Below are 19,435 nucleotides of genomic sequence, written 5' to 3' on the forward strand. Positions count from 1 at the left end.
TACTTTTCTATGGCTGAAACAAAAACTAAACAGCCGCGTCTACTGGTGACATTAACAGCCGCGTTTGCCGCATTCTGCGCGCTGTATTTGTTAATCGGTGGCGTATGGCTGGTCGCGATTGGCGGCTCCTGGTACTACCCGATTGCGGGTCTGGTTATGGTTGGCGTAACCGTCCTGCTTTTACGCAGAAAACAATCTGCTCTGTGGTTGTACGCAGCGTTACTGCTCGCAACCATGATCTGGGGCGTCTGGGAAGTCGGGTTCGACTTCTGGGCGCTGACGCCGCGCAGCGACATTCTGGTCTTCTTCGGTATCTGGCTGATCCTGCCGTTTGTCTGGCGTCGTCTGATTGTCCCTTCCAGTGGCGCCGTGGCCGGTCTGGTCGTTGCTCTGCTGATTAGTGGCGGCATCCTGACCTGGGCCGGTTTTAACGACCCGCAGGAGATCAATGGCACGCTGAACGCGGAATCCACGCCGGCTGCGGCTATTTCGCAGGTGGCGGACGGTGACTGGCCTGCTTATGGTCGTAACCAGGAAGGTCAACGCTACTCCCCGCTGAAGCAGATCAACGCGGACAACGTGAAAAACCTGAAGGAAGCCTGGGTATTCCGTACCGGCGACCTGAAGATGCCAAACGATCCGGGTGAGCTGACCAACGAAGTGACCCCGATTAAAGTGGGCAACATGCTCTACCTGTGTACGGCGCACCAGCGCCTGTTCGCGCTCGACGCGGCCACCGGTAAAGAGAAATGGCACTTTGATCCACAGCTGAACTCCAACCCGTCGTTCCAGCACATCACCTGCCGCGGCGTCTCTTACCACGAAGCGCGCGCAGATAATGCCAGCCCGGAAGTCATTGCCGACTGTCCTCGCCGCATTATGCTGCCGGTGAACGATGGCCGCCTGTTTGCCATCAACGCTGAGACCGGTAAGCTGTGCGAAACCTTCGCTAACAAAGGCATTCTGAATCTTCAGACCAACATGCCGGACACTACGCCGGGTCTGTATGAGCCGACCTCCCCGCCAATCATCACTGATAAAACCATCGTGATTGCCGGTTCGGTAACGGATAACTTCTCTACCCGCGAAACCTCCGGCGTTATCCGTGGTTTCGACGTGAACACCGGTAAACTGCTGTGGGCCTTCGACCCGGGCGCGAAAGATCCTAACGCGATCCCATCCGATGAACACACCTTTACCTTTAACTCACCGAACTCCTGGGCACCGGCAGCGTATGACGCGAAGCTGGACCTGGTTTACCTGCCAATGGGCGTGACCACGCCGGATATCTGGGGCGGTAACCGCACGCCGGAGCAGGAACGTTACGCCAGCTCCATCGTGGCGCTGAACGCAACGACCGGTAAACTGGCATGGAGCTACCAGACCGTTCACCACGATCTGTGGGATATGGATATGCCGTCCCAGCCGACGCTGGCGGACATTACCGTTAACGGTAAAACCGTTCCGGTGATTTACGCCCCGGCCAAAACCGGCAACATCTTCGTGCTGGATCGCAGCAACGGTAAGCTGGTTGTTCCTGCGCCAGAAAAACCGGTTCCGCAGGGCGCGGCCAAAGGCGACTACGTCACCAAAACGCAGCCGTTCTCTGACCTGAGCTTCCGTCCGAAGAAAGATCTCAGCGGTGCAGACATGTGGGGTGCCACCATGTTTGACCAGCTGGTGTGCCGCGTGATGTTCCATCAACTGCGCTATGAAGGCATCTTCACGCCGCCTTCAGAGCAGGGCACGCTGGTCTTCCCGGGTAACCTGGGGATGTTCGAGTGGGGTGGGATCTCCGTTGACCCTAACCGTCAGGTCGCCATCGCTAACCCAATGGCGCTGCCGTTCGTTTCCCGTCTGATCCCACGCGGTCCGGGTAACCCAATGGAGCAGCCGAAAGATGCGAAAGGCAGCGGTACCGAAGCCGGTATCCAGCCGCAGTATGGCGTTCCTTATGGTGTGACCCTGAATCCGTTCCTTTCTCCGTTCGGTCTGCCGTGTAAACAGCCTGCCTGGGGTTATATCTCCGGTCTGGATCTGAAGACCAATAAGATCGTCTGGAAAAAACGTATTGGTACGCCACAGGACAGCATGCCGTTCCCGATGCCTGTTCCAGTGCCGTTCAATATGGGTATGCCAATGCTGGGTGGCCCAATCTCCACCGCCGGTAACGTGCTGTTTATCGCGGCAACCGCAGATAACTACCTGCGCGCGTACAACATGACCAACGGTGAAAAACTGTGGCAAGGCCGTCTGCCAGCCGGTGGACAGGCAACGCCGATGACCTATGAAGTGAATGGCAAACAGTATGTTGTCATCTCCGCGGGTGGTCACGGTTCGTTTGGCACGAAGATGGGCGACTATATTGTCGCGTATGCACTGCCTGACGACGCTAAGTAACGAAAAAGCCCGGTGGCGCTAACGCTTACCGGGCCTACGATTTCCATATGTAGGCCGGGTAAGGCGAAGCCGCCACCCGGCTTTTTTTATACGGTAAAACCGAGCATCATCCCCGTATCTTCATGCTCCAGCAGATGGCAGTGGGCCATATAGGCAAACTCTTTCGGTGCCTCGTGGTCGAACTTCACCAGTACCTCGCTGACGCCGCCTTCCACCCTCACCGTATCTTTCCAGCCCGCGCGATGCGGCTCCGGCGCTTTACCATTTTCAGACAGAATACGGAACTGCGTGCCGTGGATATGGAACGGGTGCAGCATCATGTCCCCTTCGCCTGAAATCATCCAGCGTTCAAACTGCCCTTTCGTGGCGGCGAACATGGGCGTATTCATATCGAACGCTTTGCCGTTGATGCGGTTGGCATTGTGGAAATCGAAACCATGGCCGCCGTGATTCATGCCGCCCATATTGCCGTGGTCCATATTCATATGGCCCATCATCTGGCCGTGATGCATTCCCGCCATGGCCTGATTGCCGTACTTCTTCATCAGCGCCTGCATGCCCATCATGTCGAGCATCGGGTCCATGGAGAGCTGAAGTTTACGCTGCGTAAGCCCATCCAGCGACGGGAGTGCTGGCAGAGTGGTGAGGGTCTCCGGCAGCGTACCGGAGGCGGTGATCTGTAGTGGCTGAATGCGCAGGACCGGATGCGGCTTATCAAACGGCGCAACGGCCATCCCCATCTGGCTGACCGGCAGGGTCACCAGGTCAAACGCTTTGCCATCGCTGATATCCACCAACACCTCGAAGCGCTCGCCCATCAGCATCGGCAGCTCGCTCACCTTCACCGGCTCCGGCAGCAGGCCGCCGTCGCTTGCCACTACGTAAAGCGGGCGTTTATCGCTGGTGGCGAAGTTCAGCGAGCGGGCGTTACAGCCGTTAAGCAGACGTAAGCGCAGCCAGCCTTTTGGCGCGGCATGCTGCGGGTAGATCGCGCCGTTGGTCAGCAGCGTATCGCCAAACCAGCCTACCGCCGCGCTCATTACGTCCAGCTGATAGTCAATTTGCCCGTCAGCGCTGAATTTTTTGTCCTGCACAATCACCGGGACATCGTCGATACCCCACTGTTTCGGCAGGCGCAGCAGGCGGCTTTCATCGTCTTCAATCAGCACCAGCCCGGCCAGCCCCATCGCCACCTGATGGCCCGTTTTGCCATGCTGATGCGGGTGGAACCAGCAGGTCGCCGCGCGTTGTTCCGGGGTAAAGGTTACGCTGCGTTTACCACCAGGCCTGATGACGCCCTGAGGCCCCCCATCCACTTCGCCCGGGACTTCCAGCCCGTGCCAGTGCAGCGTGGTCTCTTCCGCAAGCGTGTTATGAATGTCTACCGTCACCGCCTTCCCTTTGCGTAACTGCAACGCCGGGCCGAGCAGATTGCCGTTATACCCCCACGTCGTGGCGGCGTGCTGACCGAACGTGGTTTTACCGGCCTGCACCACAAGCTGAATGCGGCTGCGGGCATCTGGGGCGAGTAATTCAGGAATGGGTAAAGCCGGTCTGTCGGCGGCAAAAACGGCGCGGCTCCAGAGAGGTATCGCGCTGGCAACCCCCAGCGCGGCAGAAAATTTTAAAAAATCACGACGTTGCATGTGCATTTCCTTATTTCCAGCAGGCGATCTTTTGAGCATAAACCCTCCCCTTACCGGAAGGTCAAGCACGGCGGCAATAATAAAGATCGTCGGCCTGGCATCAAGTATGCTAACGTTAATTTTCCGTGATGCAGTGGTAAAGGCAATGAAGACGTTTTTCAGAACAATTTTGTTCGCCAGCCTGATGGCGATGTGTGCGAACAGTTACGCGCTAAGTGAAAACGAAGCGGAAGATATGGCCGATCTGACGGCAGTTTTTGTTTTTCTGAAAAACGATTGTGGTTACCAGAATTTACCCAATGGGCAAATTCGTCGCGCACTGGTCTTTTTTGCCCAGCAGAATCAATGGGACCTCAGCAACTACGACAGCTTCGACATGAAGGCGCTCGGTGAAGACAGCTACCGTGATTTAAGCGGTATTGGCATTCCCACTGCTAAAAAATGCAAAGCGCTGGCTCGCGATTCACTCAGCCTGCTCGCCTACGTGAAGTAACCTTCCCGACGCCCCTTGTTGACCCGCTAACCGCCTCACGGTGGTGTTGTGTTGCGCCCATCTGCCGGATGTAATGGATGTTAACGAAGGAGGTGCTCCCCATGACCGAAAAAACGGTATGGCAAGAAACGCTGCACGACCATTTTGGTCAGTATTTTGCCGTGGATAACGTGCTCTATCATGAGAAAACCGATCATCAGGATTTGATAATATTCGAAAACGCCGCTTTTGGCCGCGTGATGGCGCTGGACGGCGTGGTGCAAACCACCGAGCGCGACGAGTTTATCTATCACGAAATGATGACCCACGTCCCGCTGCTGGCCCACGGCCACGCGAAGGACGTGCTGATTATCGGCGGCGGCGACGGCGCGATGCTGCGTGAAGTCTCTCGCCATCAGAATGTCGAAACCATCACCATGGTGGAAATTGACGCCGGGGTCGTGTCGTTCTGCCGCCAGTATCTGCCCAACCATAATGCCGGCAGCTATGACGATCCGCGGTTTAATCTGGTTATCGACGATGGTGTCAATTTTGTTAACCAGACCACGCAAACGTTTGATGTCATTATCTCTGACTGTACCGACCCTATCGGTCCGGGCGCGTCGCTGTTTACCTCGTCGTTTTACGAAGGCTGCAAGCGCTGCCTGAAGCCTGGCGGAATTTTTGTGGCGCAAAACGGCGTTTGCTTCCTGCAACAGGATGAAGCGCTTGATAGCCACCGTAAGCTGAGCACCTATTTTGCTGACGTCAGCTTCTACCAGGCGGCGATCCCCACTTACTACGGCGGGATCATGACCTTTGCCTGGGCGACGGATAACGACGTCCTGCGCCATCTCTCCACCGAAATTATCCAGGCCCGCTTCCATCAGGCCGGGCTCCAGTGCCGATACTACAACCCGGCGATCCACACCGCAGCCTTTGCGTTGCCTCAATATCTGCAAGACGCGCTGTCCTCAAAGGAGGTGAACTAATTGAAAAAGCTTAAACTGCATGGCTTTAACAATCTGACCAAAAGCCTGAGTTTTTGTATTTACGATATCTGCTACGCCAAAACAGCAGAAGAGCGCGATGGTTACATCGCCTATATCGATGAACTCTACAACGCCAACCGTCTGACCGAGATCCTGACAGAGACCTGCTCGATTATCGGCGCGAACATCCTCAATATCGCGCGCCAGGATTATGAGCCTCAGGGTGCGAGCGTCACCATTCTGGTGAGTGAAGAGCCGGTTGACCCACAGCTTATCGACAAAACCGAACACCCCGGCCCGCTGCCGGAAGTGGTGGTTGCTCACCTGGATAAAAGCCACATCTGCGTGCACACCTACCCGGAAAGCCACCCGGAAGGCGGGCTGTGTACCTTCCGCGCGGATATTGAAGTGTCCACCTGCGGCGTGATTTCACCGCTGAATGCGTTGAATTATTTAATCCACCAGCTGGAATCGGACATCGTCACCATTGATTATCGCGTACGCGGTTTTACCCGTGATATCAACGGCATGAAGCACTTCATTGATCATGAGATCAACTCCATTCAGAACTTCATGTCCGAGGACATGAAGTCGCTGTACGACATGATGGATGTGAACGTCTATCAGGAGAATATCTTCCACACCAAAATGTTACTTAAGGAATTCGACCTTAAGCACTACATGTTCCACACGAAGCCGGAAGATTTAAGTGAGGAAGAGCGAAAGGTCATTACCGACCTGCTCTGGAAAGAGATGCGCGAAATTTACTACGGCCGTAACATTCCGACCGTGTAAACGTGACCCGGAGCAGGGACGCTTCGGGAAGTTACTTCTGTTTCATAAAGTCGCGGTAGGCATTCACCACACTCAGGAAGTCTTCCACGCCGCACAGCGACAGGCTCTCTTCGTCGTAGTAGCTCATCCCCTCTTCCATTTCATCACCCGAGAACTCAAGCTGGTTGGCGCGCACCATCACCTCTTCGCCATCCATCCACAGGGTGTATTCGTGCCCGGCGCGTTGCCAGGAGCGTTCACTGCCTTTCACCGTTTCCGCCGCCTGCTCAACTTCATCCAGCAGCGCGAGGTTCTCTTTCACCTCTTCGTTAAACCAGTGTCCAACGGCTTCGTGCCCCATCGACATTCGCACTTTCACCACGCCGGTGATGTCGCGCAGAAATTCGTAATCCATAGTGTTTTCCTCTGCAAAGCCATTAAGGTAATTATCGCAGCAGCGAGGAAGAAAAAAAGCGGGAGAGGTGGGAGGAATGAAAATAAAAAGGTGAGAGCAAGACCCTGCGGCCTGATGCCCTCACTCCGTCCCTCTCCCACGGGAGAGGGTGCAAACACTAAAAACCGTCTCGTAGAGACGGTTTTGCTGTTTATACCGCCGTCTGGAAGATCACCCCGTCTGCCTTCTCGGTGTACTGAGAGAGCTGGTCGAAGTTCAGGTAGCGATAGGTATCCACCGCCGTCTTATCCACCTGAGCCACAAAGGTCTGGTACTCTTCCGGCGTTGGCAGTTTGCCAATCAGCGCCGCAACCGCCGCCAGCTCCGCAGAGGCCAGGAAGACGTTCGCACCGGTACCTAAACGGTTCGGGAAGTTACGGGTCGAAGTGGAGACCACCGTCGCGCCGTCGGCTACGCGCGCCTGGTTGCCCATACACAGGGAACAGCCAGGAATTTCGATACGCGCGCCGCTCTTACCAAACACGCTGTAGTAGCCCTCTTCGGTCAGCTGAGCCGCGTCCATACGGGTTGGCGGCGCCACCCACAGACGGGTTGGCAGCTGGCCTTTGTGGGTATCCAGCAGCTTGCCGGCTGCACGGAAGTGGCCGATGTTGGTCATGCACGAACCGATGAACACTTCGTCGATCTTCTCGCCCTGAACTTCGGACAGCGGACGCGCGTCGTCCGGATCGTTCGGTGCACACAGGATTGGCTCTTTGATATCCGCCAGATCGATGTCGATCACCGCCGCGTACTCTGCGTCAGCATCGGCTTCCAGCAGCTGCGGATCGGCCAGCCATTTTTCCATGCCCTGGATACGACGCTCCAGCGTACGACGGTCGCCGTAGCCTTCTGAAATCATCCACTTCAGCAGCACGATGTTAGAGTTCAGATACTCAATAATCGGCTCTTTGTTCAGCTTGATGGTACAGCCCGCAGCCGAACGCTCAGCGGAGGCATCGGTCAGCTCGAAAGCCTGCTCAACTTTCAGATCCGGCAGACCTTCAATTTCCAGAATGCGGCCAGAGAAGATGTTTTTCTTCCCTTTTTTCTCAACGGTCAGCAGACCCTGTTTGATGGCATACAGCGGGATCGCGTGAACCAGGTCGCGCAGGGTAATACCCGGCTGCATTTTACCTTTGAAGCGCACCAGCACCGATTCCGGCATATCCAGCGGCATCACGCCGGTCGCGGCAGCAAACGCCACCAGACCGGAGCCCGCCGGGAAGGAGATACCGATTGGGAAACGGGTATGGGAGTCACCGCCGGTACCGACGGTATCCGGCAGCAGCATGCGGTTCAGCCAGGAGTGGATAACGCCGTCGCCCGGACGCAGAGACACGCCACCGCGGTTCATGATGAAATCTGGCAGCGTGTGGTGCGTGGTCACGTCAACCGGCTTCGGATACGCCGCAGTGTGGCAGAAGGACTGCATCACCAGATCGGAAGAGAAGCCCAGGCACGCCAGGTCTTTCAGCTCATCACGGGTCATTGGACCGGTGGTGTCCTGAGAGCCGACGGAGGTCATCTTCGGCTCGCAGTACGCGCCAGGACGGATACCAGCGACGCCGCAGGCGCGACCGACCATTTTTTGTGCCAGCGAGAAGCCACGGTTGCTTTCCGCCACGTCTTTCGCCTGACGGAACACGTCGCTGTGCGGCAGACCCAGCGCTTCACGCGCTTTGGTGGTCAGGCCACGGCCGATGATCAGCGGAATGCGGCCACCAGCACGTACTTCGTCGATCAGCACGTCGGTTTTCAGCTCAAAGCTTGCCAGCAGCTCATTAGTTTCGTGATTACGCACTTCGCCTTTATACGGGTAAACGTCAATCACGTCGCCCATGTTCAGGTTAGAGACATCCACTTCGATCGGCAGCGCGCCAGCATCTTCCATGGTGTTGAAGAAGATTGGCGCAATTTTGCCGCCGAGGCACAGGCCGCCGCCGCGCTTGTTTGGCACGTGCGGAATGTCGTCGCCCATGAACCACAGCACGGAGTTGGTGGCGGACTTACGGGAAGAGCCGGTACCCACAACGTCACCCACGTAAGCCAGCGGGAAACCTTTTTGTTGCAGGGCTTCGATCTGTTTGATCGGGCCAACGCTGCCCGGCTGGTCCGGCTCAATGCCTTCACGGGCGTTTTTCAGCATCGCCAGGGCGTGCAGAGGGATATCAGGACGAGACCACGCGTCCGGTGCCGGGGAGAGGTCATCGGTGTTGGTTTCACCGGTCACTTTGAAGACGGTAACGGTAATTTTTTCAGCAAGCTGAGGGCGGTTCAGGAACCATTCGGCATCGGCCCAGGACTGCATCACCTGCTTCGCATAGACGTTGCCTGCTTTAGCTTTTTCTTCCACATCGTAGAAGTTATCGAACATCAGTAGCGTTGAAGAGAGCGCTTTAGCGGCAATCGGTGCCAGCTTGTCGTTATCCAGCGCGTCAATCAGCGGATGAATGTTATAGCCACCCTGCATGGTGCCGAGCAGTTCAATCGCTTTTTCAGGAGTAACCAGTGGGGAGGTGGCTTCGCCTTTGGCAACGGCGGCAAGGAATCCGGCTTTTACGTAGGCAGCTTCATCTACGCCAGGCGGTACACGGTTGATCAGCAGATCTAACAGGAATTCTTCTTCGCCCTCAGGCGGGTTCTTCAGCAGCTCGACGAGCGCGGCCATTTGGGTTGCATCTAAAGGTTTGGGTACAATTCCCTCGGCGGCACGTTCTGCTACGTGCTTACGGTATTCTTCTAGCACGACGGTTCTCCTCGCTCTCATTGTCATATGCGGCGGGCGTTCTCTTCACGCTCCTGTGAGACAGCAGTTTGTAGGGTAAATGCCCGATACCGCGTCGGGCAGCATAGCAGGATTTCTGCACAGTGTTAATCTGTTTACAAAAAAGCAACATTAAAAAATTTGCTGAATCGTTAAGCATGATGTAGCACCCCGTCACCGGGCCCGGAAGCAGTTCCGTAAGTCTGTCGTCCCCCCGGCAACGCGCTGCTGGTCGCTCGCAAGAGCGGCCTTTTGAATTTCCGTCGCCTGCTCAGCCATCCGATATAATTGTGTAATAAATACTCACACTCTTTATCCGGATGCTTCAGAGTTTTTCCCAACAAAAGTCAAAACTGTAAAACACGGGTGAATGATACTCGCGGCAACAGCAACGCCTCACGGCACTGCACTCGTCTCGTTGGAGTCAATCTATGAAGTTGCCTTTTAAACCACATCTTGTTGTTCTGCTTTGCAGTGCGGGGCTGTTTGCCGCCTCGGGCGTCATGTTCGTTAAAAGCCGCGCAACGGAACCCGCTCCCGCACCTGCGCCGGTAGCCCCGCAGCTCCCCGACCCGGCAGCACAGCCTGCCCCGGTGGCCACCCCTGCCTATACCGCCGCGCAGATCGATCAGTGGACCGCGCCCATTGCGCTCTACCCCGACGCGCTGCTGTCGCAAATTCTGATGGCCTCAACCTATCCGGCGAGCGTGATTCAGGCCGCCCAGTGGTCAAAGGACAACCCTAAAATGCAGGGCGATGCCGCCATTCAGGCGGTCAGCGGGCAGCCATGGGATGCCAGCGTGAAATCGCTGGTCGCCTTTCCGCAGTTAATGTCGCTGATGGGGGAAAACCCGTCGTGGGTACAAAGCCTCGGCGACGCCTTTCTGGCCCAGCCAAAGGATGTGATGGATTCCGTGCAGCGTCTGCGCCTGCTGGCGAAGCAGACAGGCACATTGCAATCCACCCCGCAGCAGACCGTCACCACCGTGAAAAAATCTGCGCCAGCCTCCGCCAGTACAGCCGCGACGTCAACGTCGGCTAGTCCGACGGTGATTAAAATTGAGCCAGCCGATCCACAGGTGGTTTATGTCCCTACCTACAACCCTTCCACCGTTTACGGCACGTGGCCAAATGCCAGCTATCCGCCGGTGTATCTGCCTCCGTCTCCCGGCCAGCAGTTTACCAATAGTTTTGTCAGAGGCTTTGGCTATAGCCTCGGCGTAGCCACCACCTATGCGCTGTTCAGTAACATCGACTGGGACGATGACGACGATCATCATCACGATCGTGATGACGATCACCACGGCGGTTATTCGCATAACGGCGATAACATTAATATTAATGTTAATAACTTCAATAAGATCACCGGCGAGCACCGTACCGATAATCACCAGGTCTGGCAGCATAATCCGGCCTACCGCAACGGCGTGCCCTACGCCAATAGCCAGCTTGCCAGCCGCTATCATCAGACTTCAGTGCCGGGCGGGTTGAGCGCTACCCGGCAGCAGCCGGTCAACCGCGATAGCCAGCGGCAGGCCGCGATGGCGCAGGTACAGCAGTCGACGGGCAAAACTCTCACACAGCTACAGCATGGCGACGCGCATTTCCCGCAACATTCAGCGTCCGCGCAGCAACTGAAGCAGCTCTCTCAGCGCAGCAACTATCGCGGCTACGACAGCGCGCGGCCCCACGCACAACAGATGAATAATACTCTTGCGCAAACCAGACGCCCGACGCAGGTTCAGCATCAGCCGCTGCGGGCAAACGCCCTGAGCGGCAACGACAGCCGTTCGGCCAGCTGGCAGGCCCAGCACCAGCGCGGACTGCAAAGCCGCCAGCACGCGTCGCTGAACAGTGAGCAGCGTGCCAGCTTCCGCCAGCAGCTGTCCGAACAGCATACCGAACACCATGAATTCCACCGTCGTTAAGGGAGCCGCCATGAACATGAAACCGATCGGTGGAATGCTGTTGTTGATGGTATCCACCTTCGCCTTCGCCCAGCAATCTTTCTCCACACCTGAGCAGGCGGCCAATGCCCTGACGAAGGCCATCAGCGAGCAGAATGAGAGCGCGATGGCCGACCTGCTGGGGGATAACTGGCGCGACTATCTGCCACCTGAAGGGGTTGATCCGGAGGCGGTGGCTCGATTCCTGCGTGACTGGAAGATAAACCATCGTACCGAAATCAGCGGCGATATTGCCCATCTGTCAGTTGGCGATAACGGCTGGCAACTCCCCATACCGGTAGTGAAGAAAAAAGAGGGCTGGCAATTTGATATGCAGAAAGCGGCTGATGAGATCCTGACCCGCGAAATCGGCCGCAACGAACTCGCGGCTATCGAAGCGCTGCATGCCTACGTCGACGCACAGCGGAGCTACTACGCCATGAACCACCGCTATGCACAGAAGATTGTCAGCACGCCAGGGCTAAAAGACGGCCTGTACTGGCCCATCTCGCCGGGCGAAGCGCCAAGCCCGCTGGGTCCCGCCTTTAGCCCGCCGGAGCCTGGTATGGGCTATCACGGCTATCGGTTCCGCATTCTGTCGGATAAAAATGGCTTTGCGATGGTTGCCTGGCCCGTAAGCTATGGTCAGACGGGGGTAATGAGCTTTGTCGTTAACCAGGAAGACAAGGTTTATCAGGCAAATCTCGGCAACGATTCGGCGCAGAAAGCGCAGGCGCTCGCTGCATACCACCCGGATAAAACCTGGCAGCCTGTCACCCCCTGAACGCAGTGCATAAAAAAAGCGGCCTGAGGCCGCTTTTTTCATCTTAAGAAACTTATTTCTTCTTCGCTTTCGCGTTTGGCAGGTCGGTGATGCTACCTTCAAACACTTCTGCCGCCAGGCCCACGGACTCGTGCAGAGTCGGGTGAGCGTGGATGGTCAGCGCGATGTCTTCCGCGTCACAGCCCATTTCGATAGCCAGACCGATTTCACCCAGCAGCTCGCCGCCGTTGGTACCGACAATCGCACCACCGATTACACGGTGAGTTTCTTTGTCGAAGATCAGTTTGGTCATACCGTCTGCGCAGTCGGACGCGATAGCACGGCCAGAAGCAGCCCACGGGAAGGTGGCGGTTTCGTAGCTGATGCCTTTCTCTTTCGCTTCTTTCTCAGTCAGACCAACCCATGCAACTTCTGGCTCGGTGTAGGCGATAGATGGGATCACTTTCGGATCGAAGTAGTGCTTCATGCCGGCGATAACTTCAGCGGCAACGTGACCTTCGTGAACACCTTTGTGCGCCAGCATTGGCTGACCGACGATATCGCCGATAGCAAAGATGTGCGGCACGTTGGTACGCAGCTGTTTGTCAACGCGGATGAAGCCACGGTCGTCCACTTCCACGCCAGCTTTGCCCGCGTCGAGGTTTTTACCGTTCGGCACACGGCCGATAGCCACCAGCACGGCGTCGTAACGCTGTGGTTCGGATGGGGCTTTTTTGCCTTCCATGGAAACGTAAATACCGTCTTCTTTCGCTTCAACGGCAGTCACTTTGGTTTCCAGCATCAGGTTGAATTTCTTGCTGATGCGTTTGGTGAAGACTTTAACGATGTCTTTGTCGGCAGCCGGGATAACCTGGTCGAACATTTCAACCACGTCGATCTCTGAACCCAGCGCATGGTACACGGTACCCATTTCCAGACCGATGATACCGCCGCCCATAACCAGCAGACGCTTAGGAACGGTTTTCAGCTCCAGCGCATCGGTGGAATCCCACACGCGTGGATCTTCATGTGGAATGAATGGCAGTTCGATTGGGCGAGAGCCTGCCGCGATGATCGCGTTGTCGAAGTTAATCACGGTTTTACCGTTTTCACCTTCCACTTCCAGGGTGTTCGCACCGGTGAATTTACCCAGACCGTTTACCACTTTCACTTTACGGCCTTTGGCCATACCCGCCAGACCGCCGGTCAGCTGAGTGATAACTTTCTCTTTCCAGGTACGAATTTTGTCGATGTCGGTTTTCGGCTCGCCGAAGACGATACCGTGTTCAGCCAGCGCTTTGGCTTCTTCGATAACTTTCGCTACGTGCAGCAGCGCTTTAGAAGGGATACAGCCGACGTTCAGACAAACACCGCCGAGGGTGCTGTAACGTTCTACGATGACGGTTTCCAGACCTAAATCCGCGGCGCGAAATGCTGCGGAATAACCTGCCGGGCCTGCCCCAAGTACTACGACCTGAGTTTTGATTTCTGTGCTCATCATGACCTCTTAATGTATACCCGTCGTCCACCGGGTCGTTCTATCCGCCCGTATTTTACAAAATTGTTAACAATTTTGAAACAACAAACGGCTCACGAATTATCGCTTTCACCAATAACCTCAAAAACCCCATGAGATTATCAGAAAAAAGCCGGCCGATTGGCCGGCTTTTCGATTACATCACCAGGCGGCGAATGTCGCTCAGCATGTTGTTAATGATGGTGATGAAACGCGCACCATCAGCCCCGTCGATCACGCGGTGGTCGAAGGACAGAGAGATTGGCATCATCAGACGCGGTACGAACTCTTTGCCATTCCACACCGGCTCCATCGCGGACTTGGACACACCGAGGATAGCCACTTCCGGCGCGTTCACAATCGGCGCGAAGTGGGTGGTACCCAGGCCGCCGATGCTGGAGATGGTGAAGCAGCCGCCCTGCATTTCGCCGGCAGTCAGCTTACCATCACGCGCTTTCTTGGAGATGGTGGTCAGTTCACGGGACAGCTCTGTGACGCTCTTCTTGTTCACGTCTTTGAAGACCGGAACAACCAGACCATTTGGCGTATCAACCGCAACACCGATGTTGATGTATTTCTTCAGCGTCAGCTTCTGGCCGTCTTCGGACAGGGAGCTGTTGAAGCGTGGCATCTGTTCCAGCGCCGCCGCAACCGCTTTCATGATGAAGACCACTGGGGTGAACTTCACGTCCAGCTTACGCTTCTCAGCTTCGGCGTTCTGCTGTTTACGGAACGCTTCCAGATCGGTGATATCGGTCTTATCGAAGTGGGTAACGTGCGGGATCATCACCCAGTTACGGCTCAGGTTAGCACCGGAGATTTTCTGGATACGGCCCAGTTCCACTTCTTCGATTTCGCCGAACTTGCTGAAGTCCACTTTCGGCCATGGCAGCATGCCCGGGATACCGCCGCCAGCGGCTGCCGCAGGTGCAGCTTCGGCGCGTTTCACCGCGTCTTTCACGTAAGCCTGAACGTCTTCGCGCAGGATACGACCTTTACGGCCGGTGCCCTTCACTTTCGCCAGGTTCACGCCGAATTCGCGCGCCAGGCGACGGATCAGCGGAGTCGCGTGGACATAAGCGTCGTTTTCAGCGAACTCAGATTTTTCTGCTTTAGCAGCAGGGGCAGCAGCCGGTTTAGCAGCCTGAGCCGGTGCAGCAGCCGGTGCCGGAGCAGCCGCAGCAGCAGGAGCGGCGGCAGGTGCAGCGCCTTCCACTTCGAAGACCATGATCAGAGAGCCGGTAGAGACTTTGTCGCCGGTGCTGATTTTGATCTCTTTAACGGTACCCGCGAACGGCGCAGGCACTTCCATGGAAGCTTTGTCGCCTTCAACGGTGATCAGTGACTGTTCAGCGGCAACTTTGTCGCCCACTTTCACCATCACTTCGGTCACTTCAACTTCGTCACCGCCGATGTCTGGTACGTTAACGTCTTTCACGCCGCCAGCAGCCGCTGGTGCAGCAGCCGGAGCCGGAGCAGCTTCCGCTTTCGCTGGAGCCGCAGCGCCTTCAGAGCCCGCCACTTCGAAAATCATGATCAGGGAACCCGTAGACACTTTGTCACCGGTGTTGATCTTGATCTCTTTAACGGTACCGGCGAATGGCGCTGGTACTTCCATAGAGGCTTTATCGCCTTCTACGGTGATCAGTGACTGCTCAGCCGCAACGGTATCGCCCACTTTCACCAGGATTTCAGTGACTTCAACTTCGTCACCGCCGATGTCAGGCACGTTCACTTCTTTCGCTGCCGCGGCCGCTGCTGGAGCAGCAGCAGGAGCGGCTTCTTTCTTCTCTTCCTGCGCAGGTGCAGCTGCTGCTGCACCGTCGGCGGAATCGAAAATCATGATCAGTTTGCCAGTCTCGGTTTTATCGCCAACAGAGACTTTGATCTCTTTAACGATGCCAGCCTGAGGAGACGGGACTTCCATAGAAGCTTTGTCGCCTTCTACGGTGATCAGCGACTGTTCAGCTTCAACTTTGTCGCCCACTTTGACCAGGATTTCGGTGATTTCAACTTCATCAGCCCCGATGTCCGGTACATTGATTTCGATAGCCATTATTCTTTTACCTCTTACGCCAGACGCGGGTTAACTTTATCTGCATCGATGTTGAATTTAGTAATTGCGTCTGCAACCACTTTCTTATCGATTTCGCCACGTTTAGCCAGTTCGCCCAGTGCTGCTACAACCACGTAGGAAGCATCAACTTCGAAGTGGTGACGCAGGTTTTCGCGGCTGTCAGAACGACCGAAGCCGTCAGTACCCAGTACGCGATAATCATCAGCTGGAACGTAAGTACGAACCTGCTCAGCGAACAGTTTCATATAGTCAGTAGACGCCACCGCTGGCGCGTCGTTCATCACCTGAGCGATGTACGGAACGCGTGGGGTTTCCATTGGGTGCAGCATGTTCCAGCGCTCACAATCCTGGCCATCACGCGCCAGTTCAGTGAAGGAGGTAACAGAGTACACATCGGAACCCACACCGTAGTTTTTCGCCAGGATCTGCGCTGCTTCACGAACGTGACGCAGGATAGAACCGGAGCCCAGCAGCTGAACTTTACCTTTGCTACCTTCGATGGTTTCGAGTTTGTAGATACCTTTACGGATACCTTCCTCGGCGCCTGCTGGCATTGCCGGCATGTGGTAGTTTTCGTTCAGGGTGGTGATGTAGTAGTAAATATTCTCTTGCGCTTCACCGTACATGCGCTGCAAGCCGTCATGCATGATGACTGCCACTTCGTACGCGTAAGACGGATCGTAAGAGATACAGTTAGGGATAGTCAGAGACTGAATGTGGCTGTGACCATCTTCGTGCTGTAGACCTTCACCGTTCAGGGTCGTACGACCAGAAGTACCCCCGATCAGGAAGCCGCGAGCCTGCTGATCGCCTGCCTGCCAGCACAGGTCACCGATACGCTGGAACCCGAACATGGAGTAGTAGATGTAGAACGGGATCATCGGCAGGTTGTTGGTGCTGTAAGAGGTCGCAGCAGCCAGCCAGGATGCGCCTGCACCCAGTTCGTTGATACCTTCCTGAAGGATCTGGCCTTTCTCGTCTTCTTTGTAGTATGCAACCTGCTCACGGTCCTGCGGGGTGTACTGCTGGCCGTTCGGGCTGTAGATACCGATCTGACGGAACAGACCTTCCATACCGAAAGTACGCGCTTCGTCGGCGATGATTGGAACCAGACGATCTTTGATCGACTTGTTCTTCAGCATCACGTTCAGGGCACGAACGAAAGCGATAGTGGTAGAGATCTCTTTGTTTTGCTCTTCCAGCAGCTGAGAGAAATCTTCCAGCGCTGGCAGTTCCAGCTTCTCGGTGAAGTTAGGCTGACGAGCAGGCAGGTAGCCTTTCAGCGCCTGACGACGTTCGTGCAGGTACTTGTGTTCTTCAGACCCTTCCGGGAAGGTGATGTAAGACAGTTTTTCTACCTGCTCATCGGTCACTGGAACGTTGAAACGGTCGCGGATATAACGCACGCCGTCCATGTTCATTTTCTTAACCTGGTGAGCGATGTTCTTACCTTCTGCGGTATCACCCATGCCGTAACCTTTGATGGTGTGGGCCAGGATCACAGTCGCTTTACCTTTGGTTTCACGCGCTTTTTTCAGTGCAGCGTAAACTTTCTTCGGATCGTGACCACCGCGGTTCAGCGCCCAGATCTGCTCGTCAGTCCAGTCTGCAACCAGGGCTGCGGTTTCAGGATATTTGCCGAAGAAGTGCTCACGAACGTAGGCACCGTCTTTGGATTTGAAGGTCTGGTAGTCGCCGTCAACGGTTTCGTTCATCAGCTGGATCAGTTTACCGCTGGTGTCTTTACGCAGCAGTTCATCCCAACGACCGCCCCACATCACTTTGATCACGTTCCAGCCAGCACCTGCGAAGATGCCTTCCAGTTCGTTGATGATCTTGCCGTTACCGGTTACCGGACCATCCAGACGTTGCAGGTTACAGTTGATGATGAAGCACAGGTTGTCCAGCTTCTCACGGGTCGCGATGGTGATCGCGCCTTTAGATTCTGGCTCATCCATTTCACCGTCGCCCAGGAAGGCGTAAACGGTCTGCTCAGAGGTGTCTTTCAGACCACGGTGTTCCAGGTACTTCAGGAATTTAGCCTGATAGATCGCACCGATTGGACCCAGACCCATAGATACGGTCGGGAACTGCCAGAACTCAGGCATCAGTTTAGGGTGCGGGTAAGAAGACAGACCCTTACCGTGAACTTCCTGACGGAAGTTGTTCATCTGCTCTTCAGTCAGACGACCTTCCAGGAAGGCACGTGCATAGATGCCCGGAGAGATGTGGCCCTGGAAGTACACCAGATCGCCGCCGTCTTTCTCGTTAGCTGCACGGAAGAAGTGGTTGAAGCACACTTCGTAAATGGTCGCAGAAGACTGGAAGGACGCCATGTGGCCACCCAGTTCCAGGTCTTTCTTAGATGCGCGCAGAACGGTCATGATGGCGTTCCAGCGGATAGCAGAACGGATACGGCGTTCCAGATCCAGATTGCCCGGGTATTCCGGTTCGTCTTCGACGGCAATCGTGTTTACGTAGTTGCTAGCCCCTGCACCTGAAGCCACTTTCACGCCGCCTTTGCGTGCTTCAGAAAGCAGCTGATCAATCAGATACTGAGCGCGCTCAACACCTTCTTCACGGATGACCGATTCGATCGCCTGTAGCCAGTCGCGAGTTTCGATCGGATCCACGTCATTTTGGAGACGTTCTGACATGGGGGTATTCCTTATCTATCTAATACGTTGATTTGTCTGGAACCTGTCCCATTGTATTTTCGCCAGAAAACACAATAAGACAGGTTCTGCGTTTAGTTGCCGCGCTCTAAAAGTACCTGGCGCTTAATCCTTTCGTTGCTGTATGCGGCGTAATGAACGTTCGCGACGCGATTGTTCACGGCTGCGGTCCAGCAAGATTTCCTCAATGAAAGCCAGATGGCGGTGCGACGCTTCGCGCGCCTGCTCCGGTTCCCCGGCCATTATCGCCTCGAATACTCGGGTGCGATGGTTGCTTACCAGCGGGAGCATCTCCCGACGGGCATACAACAATTCAAAATTCTGACGAACGTTCTGGGCCAGCATCGGCTCCATGCAGCGTAGCAGATGGAGGAGCACCACGTTGTGCGCCGCTTCGGTGACGGCAATTTGATACTGGACGACGGCGCTGGACTCGGCGTCTAAATCGCCGGACTGCTGTGCCCGTTCAATGGCCTGATGCAGCTCGCGAATACGTATGCGGTCTTCATCAGTGCTGCGAAGGGCGGCGTAATAGGCCGCGATACCTTCCAGCGCGTGACGGGTCTCAAGCAGATCAAACTGGGATTCTGGGTGGTCAGAGAGAAGTTCTACCAGCGGGTCGCTGAAGCTCTGCCACAGGCTGTTTTGCACAAAGGTTCCGCCACCCTGGCGACGGAGCAACAGGCCCTTTGCTTCGAGACGTTGAATCGCCTCACGCAGAGAGGGACGTGAAACGTCGAACTGTTTTGCCAGCTCGCGTTCTGGCGGGAGCTTCTCGCCCGGGCGCAGTGTCCCTTCGAGAATTAAAAACTCCAGCTGCTGCTCAATCACATCGGAAAGTTTTGGTTGGCGAATTTTGCTGTAGGCCATATTCCCTGTCTTACGCCTTTTTGCCCGGAGTCAATTGGTCTTACCAATTTCATGTTCGTATCGCTAAAGTAACAAAGTATTCA

The 19,435-nt window shown here is 55.7% G+C and carries 13 protein-coding genes; 6 read left to right on the plus strand and 7 right to left on the minus strand.

What is annotated here, in order from left to right; translation table 11 throughout:
* Positions 1 to 9: 9 nt before the first annotated feature.
* Positions 10 to 2,400 (plus strand): glucose/quinate/shikimate family membrane-bound PQQ-dependent dehydrogenase, encoded by a 2,391-nt coding sequence (locus ACOTZD_RS07270; protein WP_003856304.1) that lies wholly within the window; start codon positions 10 to 12, stop codon positions 2,398 to 2,400.
* 86 nt (positions 2,401 to 2,486) lie between these two features.
* On the opposite strand, the gene cueO is transcribed toward ACOTZD_RS07270, so the two are convergent.
* Positions 2,487 to 4,046, minus strand: coding sequence for a multicopper oxidase CueO (cueO, locus tag ACOTZD_RS07275; RefSeq protein ID WP_048243508.1), 1,560 nt, complete (start codon positions 4,044 to 4,046; stop codon positions 2,487 to 2,489).
* Between the two features lie 145 nt (positions 4,047 to 4,191).
* Between cueO and ACOTZD_RS07280 the strand changes: the two genes are divergently transcribed.
* The 3 genes from ACOTZD_RS07280 to speD all read left to right on the plus strand — a co-directional run bounded on the left by ACOTZD_RS07280 (position 4,192) and on the right by speD (position 6,305).
* Positions 4,192 to 4,539 (plus strand): YacC family pilotin-like protein, encoded by a 348-nt coding sequence (locus tag ACOTZD_RS07280; protein ID WP_003856306.1) that lies wholly within the window; start codon positions 4,192 to 4,194, stop codon positions 4,537 to 4,539.
* A gap of 101 nt (positions 4,540 to 4,640) precedes the next feature.
* Positions 4,641 to 5,510: a polyamine aminopropyltransferase gene (gene speE / locus ACOTZD_RS07285; protein WP_045330972.1), complete on the plus strand. Its 870-nt coding sequence runs from the start codon at positions 4,641 to 4,643 to the stop codon at positions 5,508 to 5,510.
* On the plus strand, positions 5,511 to 6,305 hold the full coding sequence (gene speD, locus ACOTZD_RS07290; protein ID WP_003856308.1) for an adenosylmethionine decarboxylase: 795 nt from the start codon (positions 5,511 to 5,513) through the stop codon (positions 6,303 to 6,305). It abuts the gene before it with no gap.
* Positions 6,306 to 6,336: 31 nt separating this feature from the next.
* On the opposite strand, the gene yacL is transcribed toward speD, so the two are convergent.
* Positions 6,337 to 6,699: a protein YacL gene (yacL, locus tag ACOTZD_RS07295; protein ID WP_003856309.1), complete on the minus strand. Its 363-nt coding sequence runs from the start codon at positions 6,697 to 6,699 to the stop codon at positions 6,337 to 6,339.
* 190 nt (positions 6,700 to 6,889) lie between these two features.
* Positions 6,890 to 9,487 carry a bifunctional aconitate hydratase 2/2-methylisocitrate dehydratase gene (gene acnB, locus ACOTZD_RS07300; protein WP_174402289.1) on the minus strand — a complete coding sequence of 866 codons (2,598 nt, stop codon included), beginning with the start codon at positions 9,485 to 9,487 and terminating at the stop codon, positions 6,890 to 6,892.
* Between the two features lie 449 nt (positions 9,488 to 9,936).
* Between acnB and ACOTZD_RS07305 the strand changes: the two genes are divergently transcribed.
* Both ACOTZD_RS07305 and ACOTZD_RS07310 read left to right on the plus strand, forming a co-directional pair.
* A complete protein-coding gene (locus ACOTZD_RS07305) occupies positions 9,937 to 11,433 on the plus strand; it encodes a DUF3300 domain-containing protein (protein ID WP_174402290.1) in 1,497 nt (498 codons plus the stop codon).
* A 10-nt stretch (positions 11,434 to 11,443) separates the two neighbouring features.
* Positions 11,444 to 12,235 (plus strand): DUF2950 family protein, encoded by a 792-nt coding sequence (locus tag ACOTZD_RS07310; protein WP_003856312.1) that lies wholly within the window; start codon positions 11,444 to 11,446, stop codon positions 12,233 to 12,235.
* A 52-nt stretch (positions 12,236 to 12,287) separates the two neighbouring features.
* Here the strand turns inward: ACOTZD_RS07310 and lpdA are convergent, their stop codons facing one another.
* The 4 genes from lpdA to pdhR all read right to left on the minus strand — a co-directional run bounded on the left by lpdA (position 12,288) and on the right by pdhR (position 19,352).
* Complete coding sequence (gene lpdA, locus ACOTZD_RS07315) at positions 12,288 to 13,712, minus strand: dihydrolipoyl dehydrogenase (protein WP_003856313.1); 1,425 nt, start codon at positions 13,710 to 13,712, stop codon at positions 12,288 to 12,290.
* 175 nt (positions 13,713 to 13,887) lie between these two features.
* Entirely contained in the window at positions 13,888 to 15,786 is a 1,899-nt protein-coding gene (gene aceF / locus ACOTZD_RS07320) for a pyruvate dehydrogenase complex dihydrolipoyllysine-residue acetyltransferase (RefSeq protein ID WP_023315404.1), read from the minus strand.
* Positions 15,787 to 15,800: 14 nt separating this feature from the next.
* Positions 15,801 to 18,464, minus strand: a complete 2,664-nt coding sequence (gene aceE / locus ACOTZD_RS07325) for a pyruvate dehydrogenase (acetyl-transferring), homodimeric type (RefSeq protein ID WP_174402291.1) — start codon at positions 18,462 to 18,464, stop codon at positions 15,801 to 15,803.
* 123 nt (positions 18,465 to 18,587) lie between these two features.
* Positions 18,588 to 19,352, minus strand: coding sequence for a pyruvate dehydrogenase complex transcriptional repressor PdhR (pdhR, locus tag ACOTZD_RS07330; protein WP_023315403.1), 765 nt, complete (start codon positions 19,350 to 19,352; stop codon positions 18,588 to 18,590).
* Between the last annotated feature and the right edge of the window lie 83 nt (positions 19,353 to 19,435).

The sequence above is a fragment of the Enterobacter cloacae complex sp. SHL022 genome (genome assembly GCF_049237785.1).
Taxonomy (GTDB): Bacteria; Pseudomonadota; Gammaproteobacteria; order Enterobacterales; family Enterobacteriaceae; genus Enterobacter; species Enterobacter hormaechei_C.

Bases quoted from the DNA above. Each gene is read 5' to 3' on its own strand.
- ACOTZD_RS07270 (WP_003856304.1), top strand. From the start codon at position 10: ATGGCTGAAACAAAAACTAAACAGCCGCGTCTACTGGTGACATTAACA.
- cueO (WP_048243508.1), bottom strand. From the start codon at position 4,046: ATGCAACGTCGTGATTTTTTAAAATTTTCTGCCGCGCTGGGGGTTGCC.
- ACOTZD_RS07280 (WP_003856306.1), top strand. From the start codon at position 4,192: ATGAAGACGTTTTTCAGAACAATTTTGTTCGCCAGCCTGATGGCGATG.
- speE (WP_045330972.1), top strand. From the start codon at position 4,641: ATGACCGAAAAAACGGTATGGCAAGAAACGCTGCACGACCATTTTGGT.
- yacL (WP_003856309.1), bottom strand. From the start codon at position 6,699: ATGGATTACGAATTTCTGCGCGACATCACCGGCGTGGTGAAAGTGCGA.
- ACOTZD_RS07305 (WP_174402290.1), top strand. From the start codon at position 9,937: ATGAAGTTGCCTTTTAAACCACATCTTGTTGTTCTGCTTTGCAGTGCG.
- ACOTZD_RS07310 (WP_003856312.1), top strand. From the start codon at position 11,444: ATGAACATGAAACCGATCGGTGGAATGCTGTTGTTGATGGTATCCACC.
- lpdA (WP_003856313.1), bottom strand. From the start codon at position 13,712: ATGAGCACAGAAATCAAAACTCAGGTCGTAGTACTTGGGGCAGGCCCG.
- aceF (WP_023315404.1), bottom strand. From the start codon at position 15,786: ATGGCTATCGAAATCAATGTACCGGACATCGGGGCTGATGAAGTTGAA.
- aceE (WP_174402291.1), bottom strand. From the start codon at position 18,464: ATGTCAGAACGTCTCCAAAATGACGTGGATCCGATCGAAACTCGCGAC.
- pdhR (WP_023315403.1), bottom strand. From the start codon at position 19,352: ATGGCCTACAGCAAAATTCGCCAACCAAAACTTTCCGATGTGATTGAG.